General features: G+C 36.3%; 15 protein-coding genes. 6 read left to right on the top strand and 9 right to left on the bottom strand.

The genetic code is table 11. The features are described 5' to 3' along the window. Nucleotides 1-3: 3 nt before the first annotated feature. On the top strand, nucleotides 4-1,215 hold the full coding sequence (locus tag HND50_15535) for an HDOD domain-containing protein (protein ID NOG46653.1): 1,212 nt from the start codon (nucleotides 4-6) through the stop codon (nucleotides 1,213-1,215). Continuing rightward, a complete protein-coding gene (locus HND50_15530; GenBank protein NOG46652.1) occupies nucleotides 1,208-2,347 on the top strand; it encodes a response regulator in 1,140 nt (379 codons plus the stop codon). The genes HND50_15535 and HND50_15530 overlap by 8 nt, the downstream gene beginning before the upstream one ends. A gap of 11 nt (nucleotides 2,348-2,358) precedes the next feature. On the opposite strand, the gene HND50_15525 is transcribed toward HND50_15530, so the two are convergent. Continuing rightward, nucleotides 2,359-2,733, bottom strand: coding sequence for a response regulator (locus HND50_15525; protein ID NOG46651.1), 375 nt, complete (start codon nucleotides 2,731-2,733; stop codon nucleotides 2,359-2,361). Nucleotides 2,734-2,900: 167 nt separating this feature from the next. Between HND50_15525 and alaS the strand changes: the two genes are divergently transcribed. The 3 genes from alaS to HND50_15510 all read left to right on the top strand — a co-directional run bounded on the left by alaS (nucleotide 2,901) and on the right by HND50_15510 (nucleotide 7,668). Further along, nucleotides 2,901-5,507: an alanine--tRNA ligase gene (gene alaS, locus HND50_15520; protein ID NOG46650.1), complete on the top strand. Its 2,607-nt coding sequence runs from the start codon at nucleotides 2,901-2,903 to the stop codon at nucleotides 5,505-5,507. A 48-nt stretch (nucleotides 5,508-5,555) separates the two neighbouring features. Next, on the top strand, nucleotides 5,556-6,662 hold the full coding sequence (locus HND50_15515; protein ID NOG46649.1) for a DNA alkylation repair protein: 1,107 nt from the start codon (nucleotides 5,556-5,558) through the stop codon (nucleotides 6,660-6,662). 310 nt (nucleotides 6,663-6,972) lie between these two features. Next, nucleotides 6,973-7,668, top strand: coding sequence for a hypothetical protein (locus HND50_15510; GenBank protein NOG46648.1), 696 nt, complete (start codon nucleotides 6,973-6,975; stop codon nucleotides 7,666-7,668). A gap of 24 nt (nucleotides 7,669-7,692) precedes the next feature. On the opposite strand, the gene HND50_15505 is transcribed toward HND50_15510, so the two are convergent. From HND50_15505 to HND50_15470, 8 genes are all read right to left on the bottom strand, one after another. Then, the gene (locus HND50_15505) at nucleotides 7,693-9,369 is read right to left on the bottom strand and encodes a GMC family oxidoreductase (GenBank protein NOG46647.1); all 1,677 of its coding nucleotides are present in this window, start codon (nucleotides 9,367-9,369) and stop codon (nucleotides 7,693-7,695) included. Between the two features lie 136 nt (nucleotides 9,370-9,505). After that, nucleotides 9,506-10,132, bottom strand: coding sequence for a gluconate 2-dehydrogenase subunit 3 family protein (locus HND50_15500; GenBank protein NOG46646.1), 627 nt, complete (start codon nucleotides 10,130-10,132; stop codon nucleotides 9,506-9,508). Between the two features lie 194 nt (nucleotides 10,133-10,326). Continuing rightward, nucleotides 10,327-11,532: a PAS domain S-box protein gene (locus HND50_15495; GenBank protein ID NOG46645.1), complete on the bottom strand. Its 1,206-nt coding sequence runs from the start codon at nucleotides 11,530-11,532 to the stop codon at nucleotides 10,327-10,329. A gap of 186 nt (nucleotides 11,533-11,718) precedes the next feature. Continuing rightward, nucleotides 11,719-14,010: a T9SS type A sorting domain-containing protein gene (locus tag HND50_15490; protein ID NOG46644.1), complete on the bottom strand. Its 2,292-nt coding sequence runs from the start codon at nucleotides 14,008-14,010 to the stop codon at nucleotides 11,719-11,721. A 115-nt stretch (nucleotides 14,011-14,125) separates the two neighbouring features. Beyond that, a complete protein-coding gene (locus tag HND50_15485) occupies nucleotides 14,126-14,890 on the bottom strand; it encodes a response regulator transcription factor (GenBank protein ID NOG46643.1) in 765 nt (254 codons plus the stop codon). Next, nucleotides 14,883-15,980, bottom strand: coding sequence for a histidine kinase (locus HND50_15480; GenBank protein NOG46642.1), 1,098 nt, complete (start codon nucleotides 15,978-15,980; stop codon nucleotides 14,883-14,885). Before HND50_15480 ends, HND50_15485 begins: the two co-directional genes overlap by 8 nt. Before the next feature lie 25 nt (nucleotides 15,981-16,005). Further along, on the bottom strand, nucleotides 16,006-19,548 hold the full coding sequence (locus HND50_15475) for a protein kinase (protein ID NOG46641.1): 3,543 nt from the start codon (nucleotides 19,546-19,548) through the stop codon (nucleotides 16,006-16,008). 150 nt (nucleotides 19,549-19,698) lie between these two features. Beyond that, on the bottom strand, nucleotides 19,699-20,655 hold the full coding sequence (locus HND50_15470) for a malate dehydrogenase (GenBank protein NOG46640.1): 957 nt from the start codon (nucleotides 20,653-20,655) through the stop codon (nucleotides 19,699-19,701). A 254-nt stretch (nucleotides 20,656-20,909) separates the two neighbouring features. On the opposite strand from HND50_15470, the gene HND50_15465 reads away from it, so the two are divergent. Next, a complete protein-coding gene (locus HND50_15465) occupies nucleotides 20,910-23,252 on the top strand; it encodes a TonB-dependent receptor (protein NOG46639.1) in 2,343 nt (780 codons plus the stop codon). Nucleotides 23,253-23,262: the final 10 nt, after the last annotated feature.

The raw sequence follows: 23,262 nt of genomic DNA, 5'->3' as shown, positions 1-23,262 counted from the left end.
AAAATGAAACAAATACTATTTGTAGATGATGAACCGCATATCCTTCAGGGATTAAAACGAATGCTCCGATCTTTTAGAAGAGAATGGCAAATGCACTTTGCTAACAGTGGTTATGAAGCATTGGAATTATTATCAAACCATGAAATTGATGTAATTGTTTCTGATATGCGTATGCCTGGTATGGATGGTGCTGAACTTTTAGAAAACGTAAAAAACTCGCATCCAAATGTGGTACGTATCATTTTATCCGGGCAATCAGATAAAGAAATGATCCTTAAGTCGGTTAAACCGGCTCATCAATTTTTATCAAAGCCGTGTAATCCAAATGAACTTAAACATACAATTCAGAAAGCATTGGATTTACGTGATCTTCTAAAAAATGAGAACGTTACTGATTTAATATCCCAAATCGAAACCCTCCCTAGTTTACCGACATTATATATCGAAATAATTGACAAATTGAACGAACAAGATTCTTCATTAACGGATGTCGCGCAAATCATTAAAAAAGATGTTTCGATGACGGCCGAAATATTAAAACTTATAAATTCATCTTTTTTTGGTTTCAGTAATAAAATTTCAAATATTGAACAATCTGTATCTCTCTTAGGAATGAATATGATCCGGACCCTTGTTCTTTCCGTTAAAGTATTTTCACAATTCCCAAGCCAAGACCAGATTTCAATTTCTCTGGATGAGTTATGGCAACATAGTTTTCTGGTCGGGCTGTTTACCGGAGAGATAGTTTATGATTTCACAAAAGACAAAGAACTGCAAGAATCAGCTTTCACGATTGGATTACTGCATGACATTGGAATGATCATACTCGCCAGCCAGGTTCCACAAAAATACAAAAAAGCCTACGACCATTCTTTCATAAACCAGCTATCAATATCCGAAGGAGAATATCATTTTTTGGGTTCATCGCATGCGGAGGTAGGAGCATATCTTGTTGGGTTATGGGGATTCTCCGACCAGGTAACTGAAGCTGTAGCCTACCATCATTTGCAAAATACTCATGATGATGAAATAAATATTTTAACTTTAGCCACCCATGTTGCCGATGTTTATGCGCAAAAGCTCCATAATAAAAATCAAGGTTTACCGCTAGAGGAAATAAATAAGAGTGTTCTTTTGGATAAAAGATACAAGGATAATCATGAACAATGGCTATCCCTCTGTACAACAATTTACAATAGAGGAAATGATGAATAAAAAAATCTTATTTGTAGATGATGAAGAAAATGTATTGTCTTCATTTAAACGAAATTTGAGACGGGAATTCTCTATTACCACTGCCCCAGGAGGACATGAAGGTTTAGAAATAATAAAAAACCAAGGCCCTTTTGCAGTAGTCGTAAGCGATATGCAAATGCCAAAAATGAAAGGTAGTGAATTTTTAGCCGAAGTTAAGAAAATTTCCCCGGATAGCTCTCGAATTCTATTAACCGGCTATGCAAATATTGAAAACGCCATTGATGCTGTAAACCATGGGAGCATATTTAGGTTCCTAACTAAACCTTGCTCCAATGAAGCACTTATAAGTGCTCTCCATGAGGCTATCCGCCAAAACCAACTTCTTACAGGCGAAAAGGAATTGCTAGAAAAAACATTGAAAAATTCGATAAATGTTTTGACAGAGATTTTAGGGATGGTAAATCCTGCTGCTTTCGGTCGTGCTAACCGGGTAAAAAGATATGTAAACCAAATCGCCAGATTGTTGAAACTGAATAATATTTGGAAACTGGACATGGCAGCTATGTTATCACAAATTGGTTTTGTAACACTGCCCAACCATATTCTGGAAAAAGTATATCATCAGGAAGAGTTATCAGCAAAAGAGCGAAATATGCTTGCAGAACACCCGGAAATCGGTGCGCAATTAATAAAACAAATACCAAGACTAGAGGATGTATCACAAATCATTCGAAATCAAAATACGGACTTCAGCGAACATCAAAAAATTAGCACGCCACTTGCTCCAGTTCAAAAATTTATAGTTTTATCATCCCAAATTTTGAAAGTTGTTTTGGGTTTTGATGAAATGATTTTCCGGGGTATTTCGAAACCTTCAGCCATGTCCATACTTAAAAGAGATAAAAGTAAATATAACCCCAAGGTTGTGGATTTATTGGAGCATGTTCAAATTAGTGAAAAAGAAAGGATGCAAAAAACACTTGCACTGGCACAATTAAAATCAAATATGTTAACAAATCAAAATATTATTAGTTTACAAGGAAAAATGCTTGTAGCAAAAGATACAGAGCTTACAGATCCTCTAATCCAACGTTTGAAATCATATGATGTGTCAGTTGGAGTGCAACAGCCCATTAAGATATTTGTATAAGCAAAGACAGGCTATTTTTTAGAATTAAAAACTTCTTTAATTTTATCAATAAATGTTGGAAAGAAAATAGGTTTTTCAAAGAAAATATCGCGGTGTTCAGTTAATACTTCACTAAAGCCCATTGCATGTGCAGAAACTATTAAAACAGGCATATTATTGTATTTCGATGTCATCATCCATTTATAAAATTCAACGCCATTTTCACCGGGAAGTCCAATATCCGTTATTACCATATCAATTTTTTTCTCAGACAAAACCTTGCGTGCTTCAATTGTATTTAAAACAATTTCCACAAGAAAACCCGCTTTCTCCAGAAAAACTTTACACAATAAACCGGCCTGATAATCATCATCTATGTACAGAATCGTTTTTTTTTCGTCACCCATGTTTATGTCGCCATTAAAACGTGTTGTAGTAAAATTATAGTTTTGTTATTTTCAGCTTTTTTAAAATTGTCTTAGAGTTCTTTCTAAAATGATCGAAAATATACAGTCCTTATTATCGTAACTAAAGAAAATTAATAAAGAATTATCTAAAATAAAATGGGGAATCCATGACTTCAAATGAAATACGCAAACAATTTATAGATTTTTTTAAGGATAAACAACATACGTTTGTTCAAAGCGCTTCTGTTGTTCCTTTAGACGATCCTACCCTGTTATTTACCAACGCCGGTATGAATCAGTTTAAGGATGTTTTCCTTGCAAAAGGTGAGCGGGATTTTAAACGAGCTGCAAACTCCCAAAAATGTATTCGCGTAAGCGGAAAACATAATGACCTTGAAGAAGTGGGACACGATACATACCATCATACTTTTTTTGAAATGCTAGGTAACTGGTCTTTTGGTGATTATTACAAAAAAGAAGCAATTGCCTGGGCCTGGGAATTGTTGACTGAAGTTTGGAAACTTCCGAAAGAAAGATTGTATGCAACCGTTTTTGGTGGTGACAAAGGCGATGGACTTGAAGCAGATTATGAAGCTGAAAACTTGTGGAAAGAAATGACAGATATTGATCCATCACATATTTTGCAATGTAGCAAAGAAGATAATTTTTGGGAAATGGGTGCAACAGGACCATGCGGACCATGCTCTGAAATCCATATTGATTTAACACCGGATTTGTCAGGCGGTAAACTGGTTAATGCCGGGGTTCCGGAGGTAATTGAAATCTGGAACCTTGTATTTATTCAGTATAATCGTGATGAAAGTGGGACACTTACTTCCTTGCCAGCCAAGCATGTTGATACCGGCGCCGGCTTTGAACGTATTGTTGCAGTAATGCAAAACAAAAACTCCAATTACGACACAGATGTGTTTATGCCCATTTTAAATGAAATAGGCAAGCTTGTCGGGGAAAGTTATATCACATCTAAAGAGCAGATTGCTTTCCGGGTAATCGCCGATCATATCAGAATGCTTACCTTTTCAATTGCTGATGGCGGCCTGCCTTCTAATGAGGGACGTGGATATGTTATGCGCCGGATCCTACGCAGAGCAGCGAGATATGGTCGTAATTTAAATTTGCATGAGCCCTTTCTATATAAACTTGTACCTGGATTGGTAAAACACATGGGTGATGCATATCCTGAATTAAAAGAACGCAAGGATCATGTTATAAAAGTTATCCGGGCCGAAGAAGAACATTTTAATCGCACTCTGGATCGAGGTTTGGAAATCTTTGCTAAAATAGTTAAACAGCTATCTCAAAATAATGAAAACATAATTCCCGGTACGGAGGTGTTTAAATTGTACGATACTTTCGGCTTTCCAGTTGATCTGACTCGTCTTATGGCCGATGAAAACAATCTTGCTATTGATATGGCTGGTTTTGAAAAAGAAATGAACAACCAGCGGAAACGTGCCCGTGCTGCTGCAAAATTCACATCGCAAACTGTTAGCACCGATGAATGGGTTGTTATGAATGATGGCGATGATTCTGAATTTGTGGGGTATGAAGAAACAACTATTAATTCACACATCAGCCGTTACCATAAAGATGGAAAAACTATAAATTTACGACTATTAAAAACCCCATTTTACGCTGAATCCGGTGGGCAAGTTGGGGATAAGGGAACACTTGAAGGCGATGGGTTTACTTTGGATATTTTAGATACTCAAAAAGAAGGCAACGCTATAATCCACATTTGTGAAAGTAAAGGAGAATTTAATCCGACCTCTGATAAAGTTTATGCACAAATAAATGATTCTGAAAGAAGAAGAACAATTAAAAACCATACAGCGACCCATTTATTACAAGCTGCTTTGCAACAGGTTTTGGGTGATCATGTACACCAGTCCGGTTCCTTGGTCGAACCCGATCGTTTGCGATTTGATTTTACACACTTTGAAAAAGTAACCCCGCAGGAAATAGGCAAAATTGAGCAAATTGTTAATGAACAAATCCAAAAAGACACACACCTGGAAATTGCCTGGAAAAATATTGAAGAAGCTAAAGCCGAAGGCGCTATGGCTCTGTTTGGAGAAAAATATGGTGATATCGTTCGGACAGTAAAAGTAGGCGATTACAGTCTTGAATTGTGTGGTGGTACACATGTAAATGGTACCGGCGAAATAGGACCTTTTATAATTACTACAGAGGAAGGAATAGCAGCCGGTGTACGCCGGATTGAAGCCATCACCGGGCCAAAGGCAGTACAATATTTCCAAAGTACCCGCAGCCGTGTGAGTGAAATTGGGCAATTGCTTAATAGCCCTGAAAGCGAAATTAATGTAAAGGTGCAATCTTTGTTGGATGATAAGAAAAATCTGGAGAAAGAGCTTGCCCAAACAAAGTCTGATCAGCTCAGTGGCGATCTTAATGGAATAATAAATTCAGCAAAAGAAATAAACTCAGTAAAAGTGCTTATCCACAAAGTTGACAATGTTGATATGAAATCTCTGAAAGACTTAGGTGACAAATTGCGTGAAAAAGTTAAAAACACAATCGGGCTAATTGCCAGTGTAAATGGTGACAAGCTTGCTTTTGTTGCTCTTGTGAGTGATGATCTTCTAAAAAAATATAAAGCTGGTGATCTTGTTCGTGAAGTTGCCATAACTGCCGGTGGTGGTGGTGGCGGAAAACCGCATATGGCTTCTGCAGGCGGTAAAGATGTTAGCAAACTGGATGAAGCTTTGAAGAGGTTCGAAGAATTAGCATAACAAAATATAATCTTGAATTTTTTAAGTTCTGGAGTAACCTCTAAATAAATGGCTGAGTTATTAAAAAATATTTACAATCAGAAATTCTTTGAAAACTTTACAAATGCATTTTCAGAGGTTGTTCCTGGTTTTACCAAAGAAGTTTTTTTAGATCAAATTTATGATAAAGATTGGGGTGATAAAGAATTAAAACAAAGGATGCGCCATATTGCAACCGCTTTAAAAACCCATCTTAAAGGCGACTATGCAGAAAAAATCAATTCAATAATCGGTGGCATAGAAATGCTGCAAAAATATGGGGCCCCAAAAGACAGCTTTGAATACATGTTATTCCCTGATTTTATTGAACAGTACGGTCTTGACAATTATGATACTTCAATTAATGCATTTGAAGTGATTACTCAGTTCACAAGTTGTGAGTTTGCTGTTCGTCCGTTTATAATTATGTATCCCCAAAAAATGATTGATCAAATGTTAAAATGGTCAAAACATAAACACCCATCTGTCAGGCGCCTCGCCTCAGAAGGCTGCAGGCCAAGATTGCCATGGGCCATCGCAATTCCTGCGTTTAAGGAGAATCCGTCACCAATCCTGCCTATTCTTGAAAACTTAAGAAATGATAACTCAGAATCTGTAAGACGGAGTGTAGCCAATAATTTAAACGATATTTCAAAAGACAATGCAGATATTGTGATTAACCTCGTTAAAAAATGGCAGGGTGAATCAAAAGAAACCGATTGGCTTATAAAGCATGCTTGCCGAACATTGTTAAAACAGGGGAATCAACAGGTTCTGGAATTATTTGGTTTTGGATCCATAGAAGAAATTAAAATCAAAGATCTGAAGATTTTAACTCCAGTAGTTAAGGTAGGCGGCTCGCTGGATTTTGAATTCCAACTTGTTAATGCAAGTAAATCGATTTCCAAAATTAGGCTGGAATACGCTATTTATTACCAAAAGTCGAATGGAAGCCTCTCAAAAAAAGTATTTTCAATAAGCGAAAAAAATTATCCCAATAACTCATCCTCAACCATAAAAAGAAAACAGCATTTTAAGGTTATTACAACCCGGAAGCTTTATCCGGGTTTACACCAACTTGCCCTTATTGTCAACGGGTATGAATTAGAAAAAAATGATTTTGAATTAGTTGAATAAGTTCTTCAGCCAAGTTTTCTTGAGAAAAACCACCCGCAATAAAAGGTACAACAAAACATCTGATATGAATCTTCTCCCCCAAAAAGCCTTACAATATTTAATATTTTGGATAATTCCACTTGGTGTTAACGGCCAGCAGGTTACAATTTTAAATGAAGATTTTAATAGTGATGAAATAGTTGACACTTTACTGTTTTGATCTGAAAGCGGAAGTGGTTTTGGTGGGAAATATTGTATTATTACAAATGGTTTTACAAATGAGAAATTTGAAATAAACACTTCTGGCTGCTTCTGCAACATAAAAAATATAGTGGCAATTCCACCTGCCTTATTAGAAAACAAAAATAAATCTTTTTTAGAAACTTTTAAAAAGCATCTTTTACCGGCAAAAAGAGATTCTGCTGATCCATCTTTAAAATGGATTCTAAAAGCCAACCAATTCAGCCGTTCACCCAAAACTAATAAATATATTGATCTGGTTATTTTCCCTAAAATAAAATGGCTGGAAGGCTCCGTAAAACTACCCAATATTTATTACACAGAAATGGAAAATTCCGGAAGAGATTCCTGGTTGATTTATTACGCACACAATCATTATAGAAATTCCACAGGTGATAGTTTGGTTTTTGCTGATAGCAATCAAACTTACAAAGTATTTAAAACCTCACACTCTGTCATTATTAAAAAGAAAGAATTGTATGGCTGGTTATTTGTAAACGATTATGATCTGTTAGGTGGGCCGGCAAAACTAAGATGGGAGTCGGTAAATAAATTGCAACTATATGGTAATTTTTTGTTTTTACAGCAAAATCTAACTCCTGATACAGCCACAAGGATATTTATAATAGATATCGAAACCGGAGTTTGTGCCAGAATTAAAACTATCGCAGATATGGATGATTTTATTATCGAAAAAGATAAGCTAAAAATTCAAAATGAAACAGGGACTTACTCCTTAATAATCACCGAATTAATTAAAGAATTAAAACTGAAGGATTCTAATTAAACCCGCCACAACGACTTACAGTTTTTAAATTTCATTTTTAATTATTTCTGCTACACGAAATGAATTGGCATAGATTGTCCAGGTGTATGGTACGCTCCCGCCGGTTGGCATAAAACTACCATCCGTTACAAAAAGGTTTTCCACATCATGGGCACGGCATTCAGCATTCAAAACAGATGTTGACGGATCATCTCCAAAACGGCATCCACCAGCCTGCAAATTTGGTGGCGGAGATCCACTAATACCGGATCTTATATTTCTTGCTCCCATCTGCTTAAGAACTTTTTCTGCTTTATCAGCCAAAAAACGCCCCACTTTTGCATCCTGCTGGTGATATCCAATTCGAAATTTGGCAACCGGATTGCCCCACTTGTCTTTCACATCCTGGTCTAAAGAAACAAAACAATTATCTGTAGGAAGCCAATCATTAAAAACTTCAAAACGTAAATATTGACCATTTTTAAAATAGTTTTCCAGTTTCCTCTTTAACGGTTTTCCCCAGACGAGATAGCCATCTCCATCTCTTTTTAAACCATTTGCTCGGGCAATCCCGTTGGCATGTTTCCACAAAAAATCAATCGTTCCGCCTTTTGTGTGTCCGCCAAACTCTTTGTCATCAAAATAATACCAATCCTGTAAAGCACGGTTTACAAAAAGCCCCGGTGTCTTTAGAGAACGGATTTGATCTTCCGTAAAATCACCTAAAATAAAATCACCTTGTCCTGAACCTCCTCCGGAAAATATTAAATTTTTGCCAAGTTGGCCGGAACTGTTTGCAAGGCCATTTGTAAACTTCGATCCGGTTGAAGCCATCATCAGTCTTGAAGATTCAATGGCCTGGCAGGCAACTACATATTTCTTGGCATCAACGATTTGTTTTTTGCCATTTTTATCATAATAAAAGGCACCGTTGATTTTCCCTTTTGCATCTGTAGATATTTTATAAACTTTGGAAAATGGACGTATTTCGCAGTTACCGCTGGCAATTGCCTTATTTAACAAAGCCTCTCTTGCGCTTCCTTTCGCCCCGCTGGAACAACCGTAAGACCCACAATAATTTGAGTAATAACAGGAATTACGCCCTTCAACGGGTTGCGATAAAATTGCACGGGCTGTTGGGATTACATTGTATCCCAATTCGGAACCGGCCTTATCAATCCAGGAAGAAACTTCATTTACAGCCAAAGGAGGGTAAGGAAAATCATTTGTTGATCTTGGTTCCAGATGCGGATGTTGGATAACTTTCCCGGAAACCCCGACTATCCTTTCAACCATTTCAAAATACGGCTCCATATCGCTGTAAGAGATCGGCCAGTCAACTATATTTGCTCCATCGATTGGACCAAATTCTGAAAGCAAACGAAAATCCTTTGGCTTCATACGATGAAAATAACCGCTCATCAGGTTTGATGAACCACCGACCATATTGCCATTCCAGAAATCCCAACCGGAATCGAATGTAGGTTCACCACGCCAACTGCCATCATCATATTCTTCTTCGATAACATGTTGTTCATCGCTTAGGTTTGGAGTAAAAACACTTCTGCGACAGCATCCCAGTTCATCTTTGAAGAAATCTTCTTTTTTGAACCAGGGCCCTTTTTCCAGCACAACTACTTTTTTTCCGGCCAAGGCCAAAGTATATGCAACAGGTGCTGCGCCTGCTCCGCTTCCAATAATGCAAACATCAAAATCAGTCATTTTTCTCGATTCTCGATTTCTTGTTTCAGGATACTTGATCCTTGATTAAATTCCGTTTTTTGATTTCTTGAAATATTAGTTTACCGAAAATTCGACTAATGCGCCCCTTTTCAACAATCTCTTTCCAATTTATACTTTACAGGAAATTTCCATACATTTTACCTTCAACAGGCCTTGGTTGCCCAGGGTTATGGTCCAGCCATTTCCAGCCATTTTCGCTTTTGTTTCCACCATAAACAGGATCAGATAAAAGGGCTTCAAAAATATGTAACAGCATAACTGCTATCCATGATTCTCCCCAGTCGTGGGTCTCAACATGTCTTAATAATTTGTCCTGATTCTCAGGTTTCATATCCACAAAATTGTTCTCCCAACGCTCTACGGCTTCTTCATTTAGCCACTTAAAACCATCTTTTAAAAACTTCCTTTCAGCAGGATCAAGTTCACTATCTGAAATAATCCACTGCACAAATGAAGCAGCGTTAATTTCCCTGGCACCAGGCGAATTTTCTTCTGTTGGAAAAAGCACATCCTGAACTGCCAGCAAAACATTCCACTCATCTTTGCTGAGAATAGAAGGATTATGTCCGGAAGCAATTGTGCGTTTTACTTCAGATGAACAGCCGGGTAAAGTTAATGCAGATCCGGCAGATAGAATAGCCATACGCATTAAAAAAGACCGTCGATCCATTTTTGATTCTTTCATTTTTTTAATAATATCAGGGATTTTGAATTCCCTGATGGCCTTATCACTTTTTGACATAACACGCCTCTTGGCTTTTGTACGGAATTTAAATTGGATATTTCTAATTTTCTTTTTCAGGAACGAAATTTAAAAACAATATATGCACAAATTATATAATATTTTTATAACAAAAATAAAAAATGAAATGAAAAAAAATAATGGTCGGTAAAATGAAGCTGTGTTTTGTGCGGTATTAAATATGGAATTAAAATTTAATTGATATTACCCAAGGTAAATTTAAAATGAGTTCCTTCACCAGGATTTGATTCTACCCAGATATGTCCCTTATGTCGTTCGATGATTTTTTTACAAATTGCCAAACCAAGACCGGAACCTTCATATTTGATATCTGAATCTGCTTTTTTAAAGGGCTCAAAAATACTGTTTTTAAATTCCTGGCTTATTCCAATTCCATTATCTAGCACACCAAAAACAGCAGTCGATCCTTCATAATCTACAGTTAAATTTATTTGAGGCTCTTTGTGGTCAACAAATTTTAAAGCATTCCCAATCAGGTTTTGATACAGCTGAGTTATCAAAATTTTATCACCTTTAATCTTTAGTAAATTTTGTCGATCAATCTTTGCCTTAGTCTCATCTATGTTGCTTTGCAACGATTGCAGCGCATCATCAACACAATTATCCACAGCAAATTCAGATGTATTCAAAGTTGTACGCGTAGACTTTGAAAGGCTTAATAAATTTTCAATCAGCAAATGCATTCTTTTTGATGCACTAATAATAAAGCCTAAGTATTTTAAGGATTTTTTTGAAAGTATATTTCCTGAGTTCTTCTGTAAAAATTTACTAAATGATGATATTGTTCTTAATGGCGCCTGTAAATCATGGCTTACAATATAGTTAAACTGATCAAGCTCAATATTCTTTTCTATAAGTTTTTGGTTCGTCTGTTCAAGCTCAATCATCGATTTATGTAATTTTGCTTCAGCCTTCTTACGCTGCTTGTTTTCACACAGTGCTAAATCGCGGATGCGTTTATACTCTTTTATTCGATGCGTCATTTCGGTAACATCTTCAATAGCAAACAGAGCATAATAATGGCCTGCGTTTTCCGCCGGAATAGCAGTTACTGTGGTGTGCTGTACTCGCGGTTTTCCATTTGGTGATTTTTCCTTAAAAATATATCCATGAAGTTGAATTGGAAAATTAGTAGGCTTACCAACACCAAAAATTTTATTGAAAGAATTTTTGTATTTAGATTGTTTAAAATGAGGATAAATCGTTTGTATTTTTTTTCCTAAAATGTTTTCTTTCTGGATGTTTGTCCAATCTGATATGCACCGGTTCCAAAAAACCACATTATATGCATCATCAATTACGCACATTCCAATTGGCGAATGGTTCAAAATATCAAATCTGTCCGTCCTGTTTTCCAAAGTTTTCCTGCCCCGATTCATTAGTTCCAATAACCAGCTATCATCAATCGCCAAAATATTATCAACAAATTAACGTCCGGCATCAAAGAGAATATTTGTGTTTTGTATCACTTTCTATTCGGGATAAAACAGCTAAAAATGAGTCTGACAAAGGATTTGATCACATTTTAGATTATTGAATGCATCCTGGAAGCATAAATTATAAACTCATTTTATATAAACCATTTTCATGGTTTTATGGAATCTTGGTGTTTTTAGGCTATAGTAGAATAATCCACTCGATAATTTCTCTGGGTTAAAGTGAATTTGATGCTGGCCTGCAGTTTGATCCCTTTTTCTTACTTGGGTAACGAGCTGCCCTGTGACAGTAAAAATCGAAAGAGTCACATCGCTCATTTCTGCCAGACTATATTTTATTATTGTCGATGGATTAAAAGGATTGGGATAGTTTTGAAACAGCTCAAACTTATTCGGATTTATTTCACCCGAATTTATCGAAGTCACCTCGTTGTGTATTTCCACCGACCATAAAAACTCGATTTCTTTAAATCCATTTGAAAGTTTAACCATTACAGTATCAAACTTCGGCAAACCAAATGCAGATGCCCTGTAATTATAAAAGTAGTCTTGCGTTCTTTTAGAACCATTTAAATACCACTGATATGAAATTGGATAGCCTGATGAATCAACTGCCAGAACTTCAAAAGTGATAGTTTTTCGTTTTTCGACTAAAGTGTCACGGTTAGCCGGAAAAACTTTTTCAACAACAATACCGGGCCTATTCTGTACGGAAATATAGTTTTCAAATATTTTAGATTTTGTCTCAATGCCATTTGAGGCAGATAGTTTTACGCTATAGGTGCCAAGAGAATCATATTGCCATTCAGGGTTTTGGGTTATGGCATCAATAATACCATCATTTTGGAAATCCCATTTCCAGCTTTGAATAGGATTGTTGATATCGACCACGGACAGATCCAAAAAGCTTACTTTATCCTTCCCGAAAGTACGGCTGCTTTTTGCTTTAAAGTTTAATCTGAGAAAATTATCAGGAATAATTTCTTTAAAGGATTTAAACTGATTTGCCGGAATATTTTCGTACACCTCCACCTGCCCGGAAGGCCAAAGAATTTCCAGAGAATCAATCTGCGTAGCCTTTGCTAATCCAAAATGAATTTCCAGATTTTGACTGCAATAACCACTTTGCCCTGAAACGGTTCGCATCTGCCAAACATTTTCGCCATCAATTTGGGCCTTTACTTTTACAATTGCCCCAATTGCTGATGCATTGCTTACAGTTCCTTTTAGTATTAATGAAATCCAATTATTATCCCCGCCATTGTTTTGAAATATTGCATTATTCTCATTGGCATTTAGCCATTTAGCCACAGCCAAATCGAGATACCCATCACGGTTATAATCTCCAAAACTGGCTCCATAAGACCAACCGCCATCTTCAGAAACAGCACTACTATCTTTGCTAAAAGTGCCGTCTCCATTGTTAAAATAAAGAAAATTGTTTGTCCCGGAACCAACAAATCCATTACTCACAAACAGGTCAAGGTCGCCATCGTTGTCAATATCTGCCCAGGCAGAGCCAAAAGAAGTCCCATGATCATTTACAATAATCCCATCCAAAACACGCTCAAAATTACCACTGCCAATATTCTTATAAAGAAAATTGTTTTGATTGTTGCCATTTGCCACAAATAAATCCAGATCGCCATCATTGTCGTAATCTGCCCAGCTGCTGCTATAGGATGTCCCATTATTATTTACAATGTCGCCTTCCGTGATTTGGGTAAATGTACCATCACCATTACCGTGAAATAATTGATTATTTTCATTCTCTTCATTTGCTACAAAAAGATCGATGTTTCCATCACCATCATAGTCCGCCCAATCAAAGTGTCTAGAATGGCCCGCATTATCTGCAATGGGATTTCCTGATACTTTTAAAAATGTTTCGTCGCTTATATTTTGATAAAAAAAGTTTTTCAAATCACCACCGCTGTTTGCAACAAATAAATCAAGGTATCCATCGGTATTGTAATCAGCCCAGGCTCCTGCCTCGGAAAATCCTCCATCTCCAGAAACTGTATCAGCCACCTGGCGAAAAGTTTTGTCTCCATTATTTAAGTACAACAAATTGTTTTCGCCATACCAGTTTGCCACAAACAAATCGGCAAAACCATCATTATTAAAATCACCCCAGCTACTTCCATCCGAAGGAGCCTTGTCTTTGGTAATGGCAATCGTATCAATTTTAGTAAAGCTGTTATCGCCATTGTTTTCATAAAAAAAATTGTTTTGTCCGGCTTTAGGCCCATTTGTAATAAAAAGATCCAAATCACCGTCATTATCATAATCAATCCAATTTACACTTCGCGAATCACCACCATCAGTAACAGGTTCTATTGATTCAATTTTGGTAAACTGCTGTGAAAAGGAAAAAGAGAAAAATAAAAACATCGTAAAGATCAAGCTTAATTGAAACATAGTACTTCCTCTCATTTAATAATATTTAAGCGAAAGGTATAAAAAATATTTTTAAATATATGCTTTATGCGATAAAGTGGGTTCTTATTGCGGTAGACTGGAAGATTTGAGGATATTATTGATTTAGTGCTTGCAAAAATTGAGAACGGTAGGATCGGCTTAGAGTAAACTGCTGGTCATCTTTGGTTTTAATAAAATAATCACCCTTCGAAATTGGCTGAAACTCCAGAACCTGATTTAACCTAATTATAGTTGATCGATGAATTCGACAAAATACTGATGGATCGAGTTTTTCTGAAATTTTGCTGAGTCTTTCACGAAATAAATAGTTTTCCTTTTTTGTATGAATTTTTACATAATCTCCGTCAGCAGTGAATAGAATTATTTTGTCAATATCAACAACAATGGTTTTCCCACGATCTTTTACAATAATACGTTTTAAATAGTTTTCCTGTTTTGAAGAATCAGAAATCAAATCATTTAGCCGGCTGTTAAAAACTTCATTTTGTTCAGCTTTTATTAACTGTTTTGCGCGGCTTAATGCAGCAACAAATAATTCACCGTTTACAGGTTTAAGCAAATAGTCAATTGCATGCACTTTAAAAGCCTGCAAAGCAAATTCATCATAAGCTGTAACAAAAATAAAATATGGCAGTTTTTTCATTTTTAAAGATGCAATCACTTCAAAGCCGTTTAACCCCGGCATTTGGATATCCAGGAAAACCAGATCCGGGTTGTATTTTAAAATAGAATCATAAGCCTCAACTCCATCCTTGCACTCAGATATGATTTCAATTTCTGCTTCATTTTCTAAAAGGTAACGGATTCCATTCCTTGCCAAATATTCATCATCTACAATAATTACACGAAGTTTATTCATCTTCAACTATCTTTTCATTGTTATAACCTACGGGAATACTGATCGTTGCAATTGTGCCCCTGCCTGGCGTATTTGTTAATTTAAATTGATGTTTTTCACCATACAATGTATTCAATCGATTGATCGTATTTTTCAAACCAATACCAAGATCCATTTCATTTAAAGATTCTTTTTTAGTGGCGTCACCGTTGTCAGTTATTTCAAAAACCAATCGGTCATCCAGTTTTTGCGCATTCAGTTTTATATTCCCAACACCCCGCATTTCTGTTACTCCATGTTTAACAGCATTTTCAATGATAGGCTGTAAAAGAAGTGAAGGTACATTCAGATGTAGAATTTGCGGATCAATATTATACTCAACAGTCAGGCGTTCGGCAAAACGAATCTTTTCTATTGCCAGATAATCTTTTATAAAATTTACTTCCGCTTCAACCGATACAAATTGGGTTTGAGCATGCTTCAAGGAATACCTCAGCAAATCACTCAATAAATGAATTGCCTGATTGGCCAGTTCAGGATTTTCTTTTGTAAGAACGGATATTGAGTTTAAAGTATTAAAAAGAAAATGAGGTTGAAGTTGGGATTTTAATACATCCAGTTGTGATTGAGTTAAAGCGGATTTGAGCTGTAGCGATTTTTCATTTTCTGCTTTCAACTTTTTATTATAAATCAAAACCTGAATTACAAAGAGCATAATGAAATAGACCAGAAGACTATAATCGAATGAAGAAAAAACAGTAAGAAATATATTAGATTGAGATAACTCCTGAGAACCATATTTTATCCAGATCTTAAATATGGAATAAACAATACTGTGGCTTAAAGAGATAAAAAGGGCTGCCACTAAATGAACAGCACCCGGCACAAACCAGTGTCTTTTAGCAAAAGGAAAATATTTAGACACCAACATTGATAACGGCATAAAAAAGAACCACAAAACAAAATGCGGTGCATCAATCAACAACATTTCAACCCATTTTACATCCTGGCCAATTTCCAAGCGATAAAAATAAGAGTGTGCCGAATAGAGAAGACCCAAAAAACTCCATACTAAAAAAGTTGCTCCAATATTTTTTAAACTTTTATACATTTTTTCATTTCCAAAATTTAAAATTTTAACCACTTATTATTTCTTTTATTTTATCTGAAATAATAGTGATATTTATAGGACGTTTTTCAAAATCTTTTTCCAGACATTGGTTTACCAAAAGTTCCCAACCTGGATTAATATCACTCCTCTTTTTCAGAATTGAAAGTGGCTGATAATTAAAAATTGCATGGATCAAGCCCATTTCATTTTCCGCATTAAAAGGCAATGCATTTGTAAACAGCTCATAAATTATTACTCCCAGGGAAAAGAAATCAGAACGCTTATCAATTTGTAAACCGGTAATCTGCTCAGGTGCAATGTAGGCCAACGTCCCCATAGCCGTTCCAATGTTTGTCATGGTCGAAACTACGGGTGCTTTTGAAAGGCCAAAATCCATTATGCGCAGGTTATTGTCAGAATCTAACATTATATTATTGGTTTTTAAATCACGATGAATAATGTCATTTTTATGGATGGCTTCTAAACCTGAACAGATTTGCACTAAAAATTCTGCTATACTTTTTTCACTTAACGGGTGATGTTTATGTATAAATTGTCTTAAAGTACCACCTTCCAAAAGCTCCATGGCAATATAGCCACTATAACCACTTTCAGAGGCTTCAAAAACCTCAACAATATTAGGGTGTTTTAAAGATTCCAGGATTTGGCATTCGCTGTCAAAACGTTTTCGGTTGACAGGATTTTGAAGTAGTTCTTCCAACAATACTTTTAGGGCCACTGTTTTTTTTGTCTGGATATCGAGTGCTTTATATACGCGGCCCATGCCCCCTTCACCAATTTTTTTATCAATTTTGAAATGAGAAATATATCTGGTGCTTTTCTGCTTCTCAAAAAAGTTATTGCCCAGGATTAAGGCAATCAGAATCAACGAAGCAACAAGTGTTGGAATTGTAATTACGAAAACTGGGAGCATAAGGATTGAAAAATGTAAAGTGATCAGGTAAGCCACAAGCGCAAATGTAAAATGAATTGTATAGCGAATAGACCGAGCTGAACAGTATTTTTTGCTTAAAATAATTATTGCCGGAAATAAAATAACAAGTAATAAAACTCCCCACAAATAAGCAGGTTTATATAATTGCCAACTACGGAAAACATCTTTTGAGAATAATACAAAATAATGCCCCCAAGGTTCAGATTCATAAAGCGTATAGTTTTTACCCGGACTTACATCCTTTAGAATATGCGTTTTACCCGATGGGAAAATAACTTGTGCTTGATAATTATAATCTGGATCGAGTCCAAAATAAGTTTGGTTTAGCCGGTTGATAGTAGTTGGAGATGAACCCAATCCAACCTGTTTTAAAGATGTATAAACCGTATCACCACTTTCTCCAATGGCATATAAATATATCTGACTTCCAATAGCCTGTCTATTGCTAACATCACCCTTCAGGACAATTTCAGCCGACTGCTTATTATTGATATTGTTTCTATAAAGTGCTGCCCGCTTGCCTTCTCCCAATCCATGAGCGGAGCTGCCAAAAAAGATATCCATATCTCCGTCACGGTCAATATCAGCTATGGAAGGTGTACCCATAAAATGAATACCAACATTTTCTGTAACTTCCTTAAAATTCATTTCCGGATTATTTAGGAATATCCGGCCTCCCAAAACTAAATCCATCCAACCGTCATTATTTAGATCGGCGCTGTTAATAATGCCACTTATCTCTTCAGGGTAGAACATTTTTTGCGGTAATTCAGAAATATCTGAAACATTAATAAACTTTGCATTTCCATCATTTTGCAACAAAACTGGCTGGTAGTCTTGATTGAAGAAAAGCAAATCACAGAAACCATCATTATTAAAATCTTCAGCGATTGCGGATTTTATATAATCATTTTGCTGAGAATTAAAAAAAGATGGGCTATCGAAGCGGGAAAATTTGAAGTCTTTCTCATTTACAAAAAGATCGACAAATCTGCCATTTGTTGCATTGTCCCTATAAGGGATTATGATGTCTATTAATCCATCGGAATTCATATCTGAAAAAACTGCGCCAAAAGAACGTAAGCCAATTTTGTTAACAGGCAGCGAAGCAGTGATGTCTTGGAAGTTTCCACTTCCATCCCCTTTTAAGACAAAGTTCGGATCATCATAGTTAGAAATATAAAGATCCAGATTGCCATCATTATCAAAGTCTACAAAACTAACAGACTGTGTTGAAACAAAATCGGACAGTGTATCTTGTTTTATTTGAATCCCATTAAAAGAAATAAAATCAAATCCGCGAGTTCCTAAAAGTAACCGAAATGTTTCTGAGTCCGATATCTCAAAAACATCCTGATATCCATCATTGTTAATATCGGCAACCATTGCATTTGGGTATTCAGTTTCAGTCAGAAAACCGGTATGGATGCTCTGATCAGAGAATTGACTGTTTCCATTATTTCTAAAATACAGATTAGGGCCCTCATTTATAACCAGCAAATCGGGGAAGCCATCCATATCCTGGTCGCTAATCAATGCAGAGACACCTTGTGATTTCAGAGCGGCGGATTGGGTAATATCGGAGAAAGAAAGCTGTGAACCATGCGCATTGGTATATATTCCATTAGTACCCATGATCCAAATCAGGCGCATACCATTTTCTGTATAAATAATATCCAGATCAAGAAAATCGTCTTTATAATCTTGAAAAAAGGAATGTTCCACCCAGTGTGATCCATCATACCTGATCAGACGACTGTTATCACCACATATCCAGGGAAATTCCTTTTTATCAAACTCAATTGATCTTAAATCATCTCTGTACTTTGTTTTTATTCGTAGCCATTTCCCTTTTTCAAATTTGAGGATAGTACCTTTTTCGCCTGCTATCCAGCCATTTTTTTCGTCCGAAAAATTAATAGAGTACAAATCATTTTTTGTTGGAGATTCAATTACTTTCCAGGTTTTATTTTCATATTTAAGAATAATGCCATTTTTGCCAATCGCCCATCCGTAGCTTTCGTCTATCATTTTTATATCGTTTAGATCAACACTAAACATGCTGCTGCGCTCCAGGTCTTTTAATGGGGATTGATATTCAATCCAATCATTGCCATTGAAATAAAGAATATTGCCTAGCTGGCCAACCATCCATGCAGTTCCATCCTTCAGCCTGTCCAGGGATTTCCACATGGAAAAATCCTTTTCGTCCCACATAACTTTGGGCAAAACCAACTCCTCTATGCCTGCAGGGGCGATGGAATTAAAAATTGGTTTATAATCTCCGCTATGGGTCAAATGGTTTACAGTCCACACTGTGGATGAATCAATGGGGAAAACAATTGGAAAATCTGAGTATGGAAATGAATGAATCCCGGACCATTGACTACCATCATATTTATAAACAATTCCTGGTATATTTCCCCTTCCCCTTGATATGGCAAATCCGTTGTTTTCATCGATCATTTTAATGGATGCACCGAGATCGGTTTTTGTTTGCAAATACCAATTTTCATTTTGCCCACCAAGATTATTAATTTTATTTACGGAAATATCATTAGTACAGGAGTTGCAAAAAAGATATGAGGCGAATATCAATACTTTCCAATACATAGGGGGAGACCAAATTTGAATTTTAAATGGCATACTGAATTGTATGAAAAAATTATATTTATTGGAAATTTGTTTTTAAGGAGTTTAGAAAACTGAAAAGAAGAGAAAAAAAGCGTGGGAAAAAATACCCACGCTAATTATAGAAATTATTTACTTAGTCATTGAAACTACTTCATCGGCAGTTTTTTGGACAGAGGCAACGGAATTCTTAAACATCTCTTTTTCGTTGTCAGATAGGTCCATCTCAATTATTTGTTCCACGCCATTTTTACCAACTATTGCAGGAACACCAATAAAAAGGCCTTCTACACCATATTCGCCATTTAGCAATGTGCTAACAGGCATAATTTGGCGTTTGTTATAAACAATAGCTTCAGCCATTTGCAAGGCACTCCATGCTGGAGAAACAAATGCGGATCCGCTTCCAAGAAGCTTAACAACTTCACCCCCGGCTTTACGTGTTCTTGCTTCAATTGCATCAAGCTTATCTGAAGAAACAAACTGTTCAACAGGCATACCGGCAATACGGCAGGCAGAACGGATTGGCAACATATCATCACCATGACCGCCAAGAACCATTGCTTCTACATTTTCAACACTTACATTGGCTTCTTGCGCGATAAACAATCTGTAACGTGCGGAATCTAAAACACCTGCCATTCCCATAATTGTAGAACGATCGCGTTTAAGGTTCATTTGCAGTCTGTAAACAATCGCATCCAAAGGATTGGCAATAGAAATAATAATAGCGTTTGGTGCAAATTTAGAAATACCTTCGCTTACAAAATCAGTAATTTTAAGATTAGTCCCCAAAAGTTCTTCACGGGTAGGCATTGTGCCATCCGGGCGGGTTGTGCGAGGTACACCAGCAGTATTAATAACAATGTCCGCTCCTTCAATCACCCCATATTCTTTAGATCCTTCTACATTAATATCAGAACCTATTACCGGAGAACCTTCAGCTATATCCAGGCATTTTCCCTGGGCAAATTCAGGCGCCTTAACATCAACAAGCGCAACATTGCGTGCCAATTTGCGTGAAACGGCTTCCTGAACGACGACTCCGCCAATATTTCCACCGCCAATCACGGCAATTTTATTTAACATATTTAATTCTCCATTATTTAGAAATGTATTTAATAATTTTATGTGCAAAAATTTACATACTTCATATTAGTAAAGCAAAAAACTATGCTCAGTCTTAAATGTTTTTTAGTTTTCAGCAAAATTGTAAATACCATCGTTTTATTCGAAACAAAGACAAGTATATTCAGTACATATCCCTCATTACAGCTTGCATCAATCACAGACATTTTGCAAGTTACGCGCCCTGTTAAAACCATATTTTTATATTGAGACACATGCTAAAACTGATTTTATTAACTTTTTGTTTTTTGATTTTTACCTATTCTTCAAGCTTTGCCCAAAAACCTGCAAACCGAACTCTTAAATCTGAAATCCAGGGTGTAATATTTAATGAAAATAACGAAGCCGTTAGAGATGCCCATATTAGTCTGCTTAACCCGCCCAAAAATGATGTAAGCGATCACAATGGAAAGTTTACGATTGGACCGTTGGATGCCGGGAGATATACAATCCGCGTTGAGCATATTTCTTACCAAACAATCGAAATAGAAAATATAGCTATTTCCCAGGGCGTAATTACAGTTTTGGATACAATCATTCTTTCAACAGGATTTTATGAAAGTGAAAGCGTTGTGGTTACAGCAACCCGCTCACATAAAAAAGTAGAAGAAATTATTCCAATTGTAAACATGGTTAGCCGCCAGCAAATTGCACGGCGAAACAGTAAAACTTCGGCTGAGGCACTTCGCGAGGAAAGCGGCGTTTTTATCCAAAAAACAAACCATGGTGGCGGTTCTGCAATTATCCGCGGCTTAAGCTCAAACCAAATTCTTATTTTGGTGGATGGCATTCGGCTGAATAATTCGACCTATCGTCTCGGCAACCATCAATATTTAACAACAGTTGATAACAATATGCTGGATCGGATTGAAGTGGTTCATGGCCCTTTATCCGTTTTACACGGAAGTGATGCACTTGGCGGCACGATAAACCTGATCACAGAAATCCCGCTAATAAGTTCCGAAAATAAAATTGATTATAACATCAACAGCCGTTTTTCTTCTGCGGATAGTGAAAAGATGCTTTCCACAAATTTAAAATATTTTGAAAAGAACCTTATTTTTCAAAGTGGATTTAGTTATAAAAACTATGGCGATTTAATCCAGGGAAGTACAAATAAGAAAGACGAACTACTTATTGGCTATGAACAAAATACGCAAAAACCAACAGGCTTTACTGCCTATGATTTTACCGGCAAGATTATTTATGAACCGCGTCCTAAACAAAATCTAATTCTTGCTTATCAGCTTTCCCGGCAAGAAGATGTACCCCGATTTGATAAATATGCATATAATGATTTTTACAAATGGTTATATACCCCGCAAAAAAGAGACCTTATTTATGGTGTGTACGAGAATAAAAACAAAAACGGTTTTTTCAATTCCTTTCGCACAAGCTTATCATATCACCGGCAACAGGAAGGCCGCCAAAAGCAAAAAACAATCGTTTCGGATTTGATAAAAGAAATCGATGATGTGCAAACAATTGGTTTTACATTTCAGGCCCAATCGAATTATAAGGAACAGTTATTAAATTTTGGGTTGGATTATTATTCAGACTTTGTAAATAGCAAAACCACAGTTTCCTCCACAGACAAAATAGACGTAACAACGCGAGGCCGGTTTCCGGATGATTCACGCTACAGTAGTTTTGGTATCTTTTTAGAAGATGAATATAGTTTTTCAACAGATTGGCAGGCAAATGCAGGCATCCGCTTTTCCCATTTCCAAACGGATTTCACCATAAAAGATACAACCAAATTAAGTTTTGAAAAAAAATATAATGCATTAACAGGCAGCTTTGGGATTATATACAAGCCAAACCAATGGAGTTCGCTTTCAACAAATATTTCTCAGGGTTTTCGTGCACCTAATCTCAGCGATTTAGCAAAATTTGGTGAATCAAAAGGTAGTATTTTTGAAGTGCCAAATCTGAATGTTAATCCCGAAAAAGCTCTTAGCATCGATCTTAATTATAAACTGAATAAACGCTTATTAAAATTTTCGGCTGCAATTTATTATATGCAGATATCAGATTTACTGATTAGTTCAAATGATCTCTACAATGGCTCGCCAAACATCGTTTCAGGAGAAGACACACTATCAGTAAAATCAAAACAAAATGGTGGAAAAGCATTTATAACAGGATTTGAATCCAGCTTAAACTTTGCCCTTTCAAATTCGCTAAAATTCAGATCAAATTTATCATTTACATTTGGAGAGAACCAGACAGCAAATGAACCCGTTGGGGGAATTCCACCACTTTTCGGATTGGTTGGGGCAAGCTGGCAGCAAAATAAATCTTTCTCCGAATTTTATCTTCGTTTTGCCGCTGCTCAAACACGGCTCTCAAGCGATGATTTTGATGATCCACGAATTCCAATTGGCGGGACGCCGGAATGGTTTACTTTAAATGTACGAACAGAGTACGAATTTAATAATTGGATTCGGTTGAATTTAGCTGTAGAAAATATTTTGGACCACCTTTATCGTGAGCACGGTTCAGGAATAAATGCACCGGGAAGAAATTTTATTGTTGGGATTAAGCTATCAAGATAATTTTTACATT

The organism is Calditrichota bacterium (genome assembly GCA_013112635.1).
GTDB lineage: Bacteria > Calditrichota > Calditrichia > Calditrichales > J004 > JABFGF01.
Note: the sequence above shows the minus strand (reverse complement) of the source record. Positions and strands in the feature narration are given on the sequence as shown.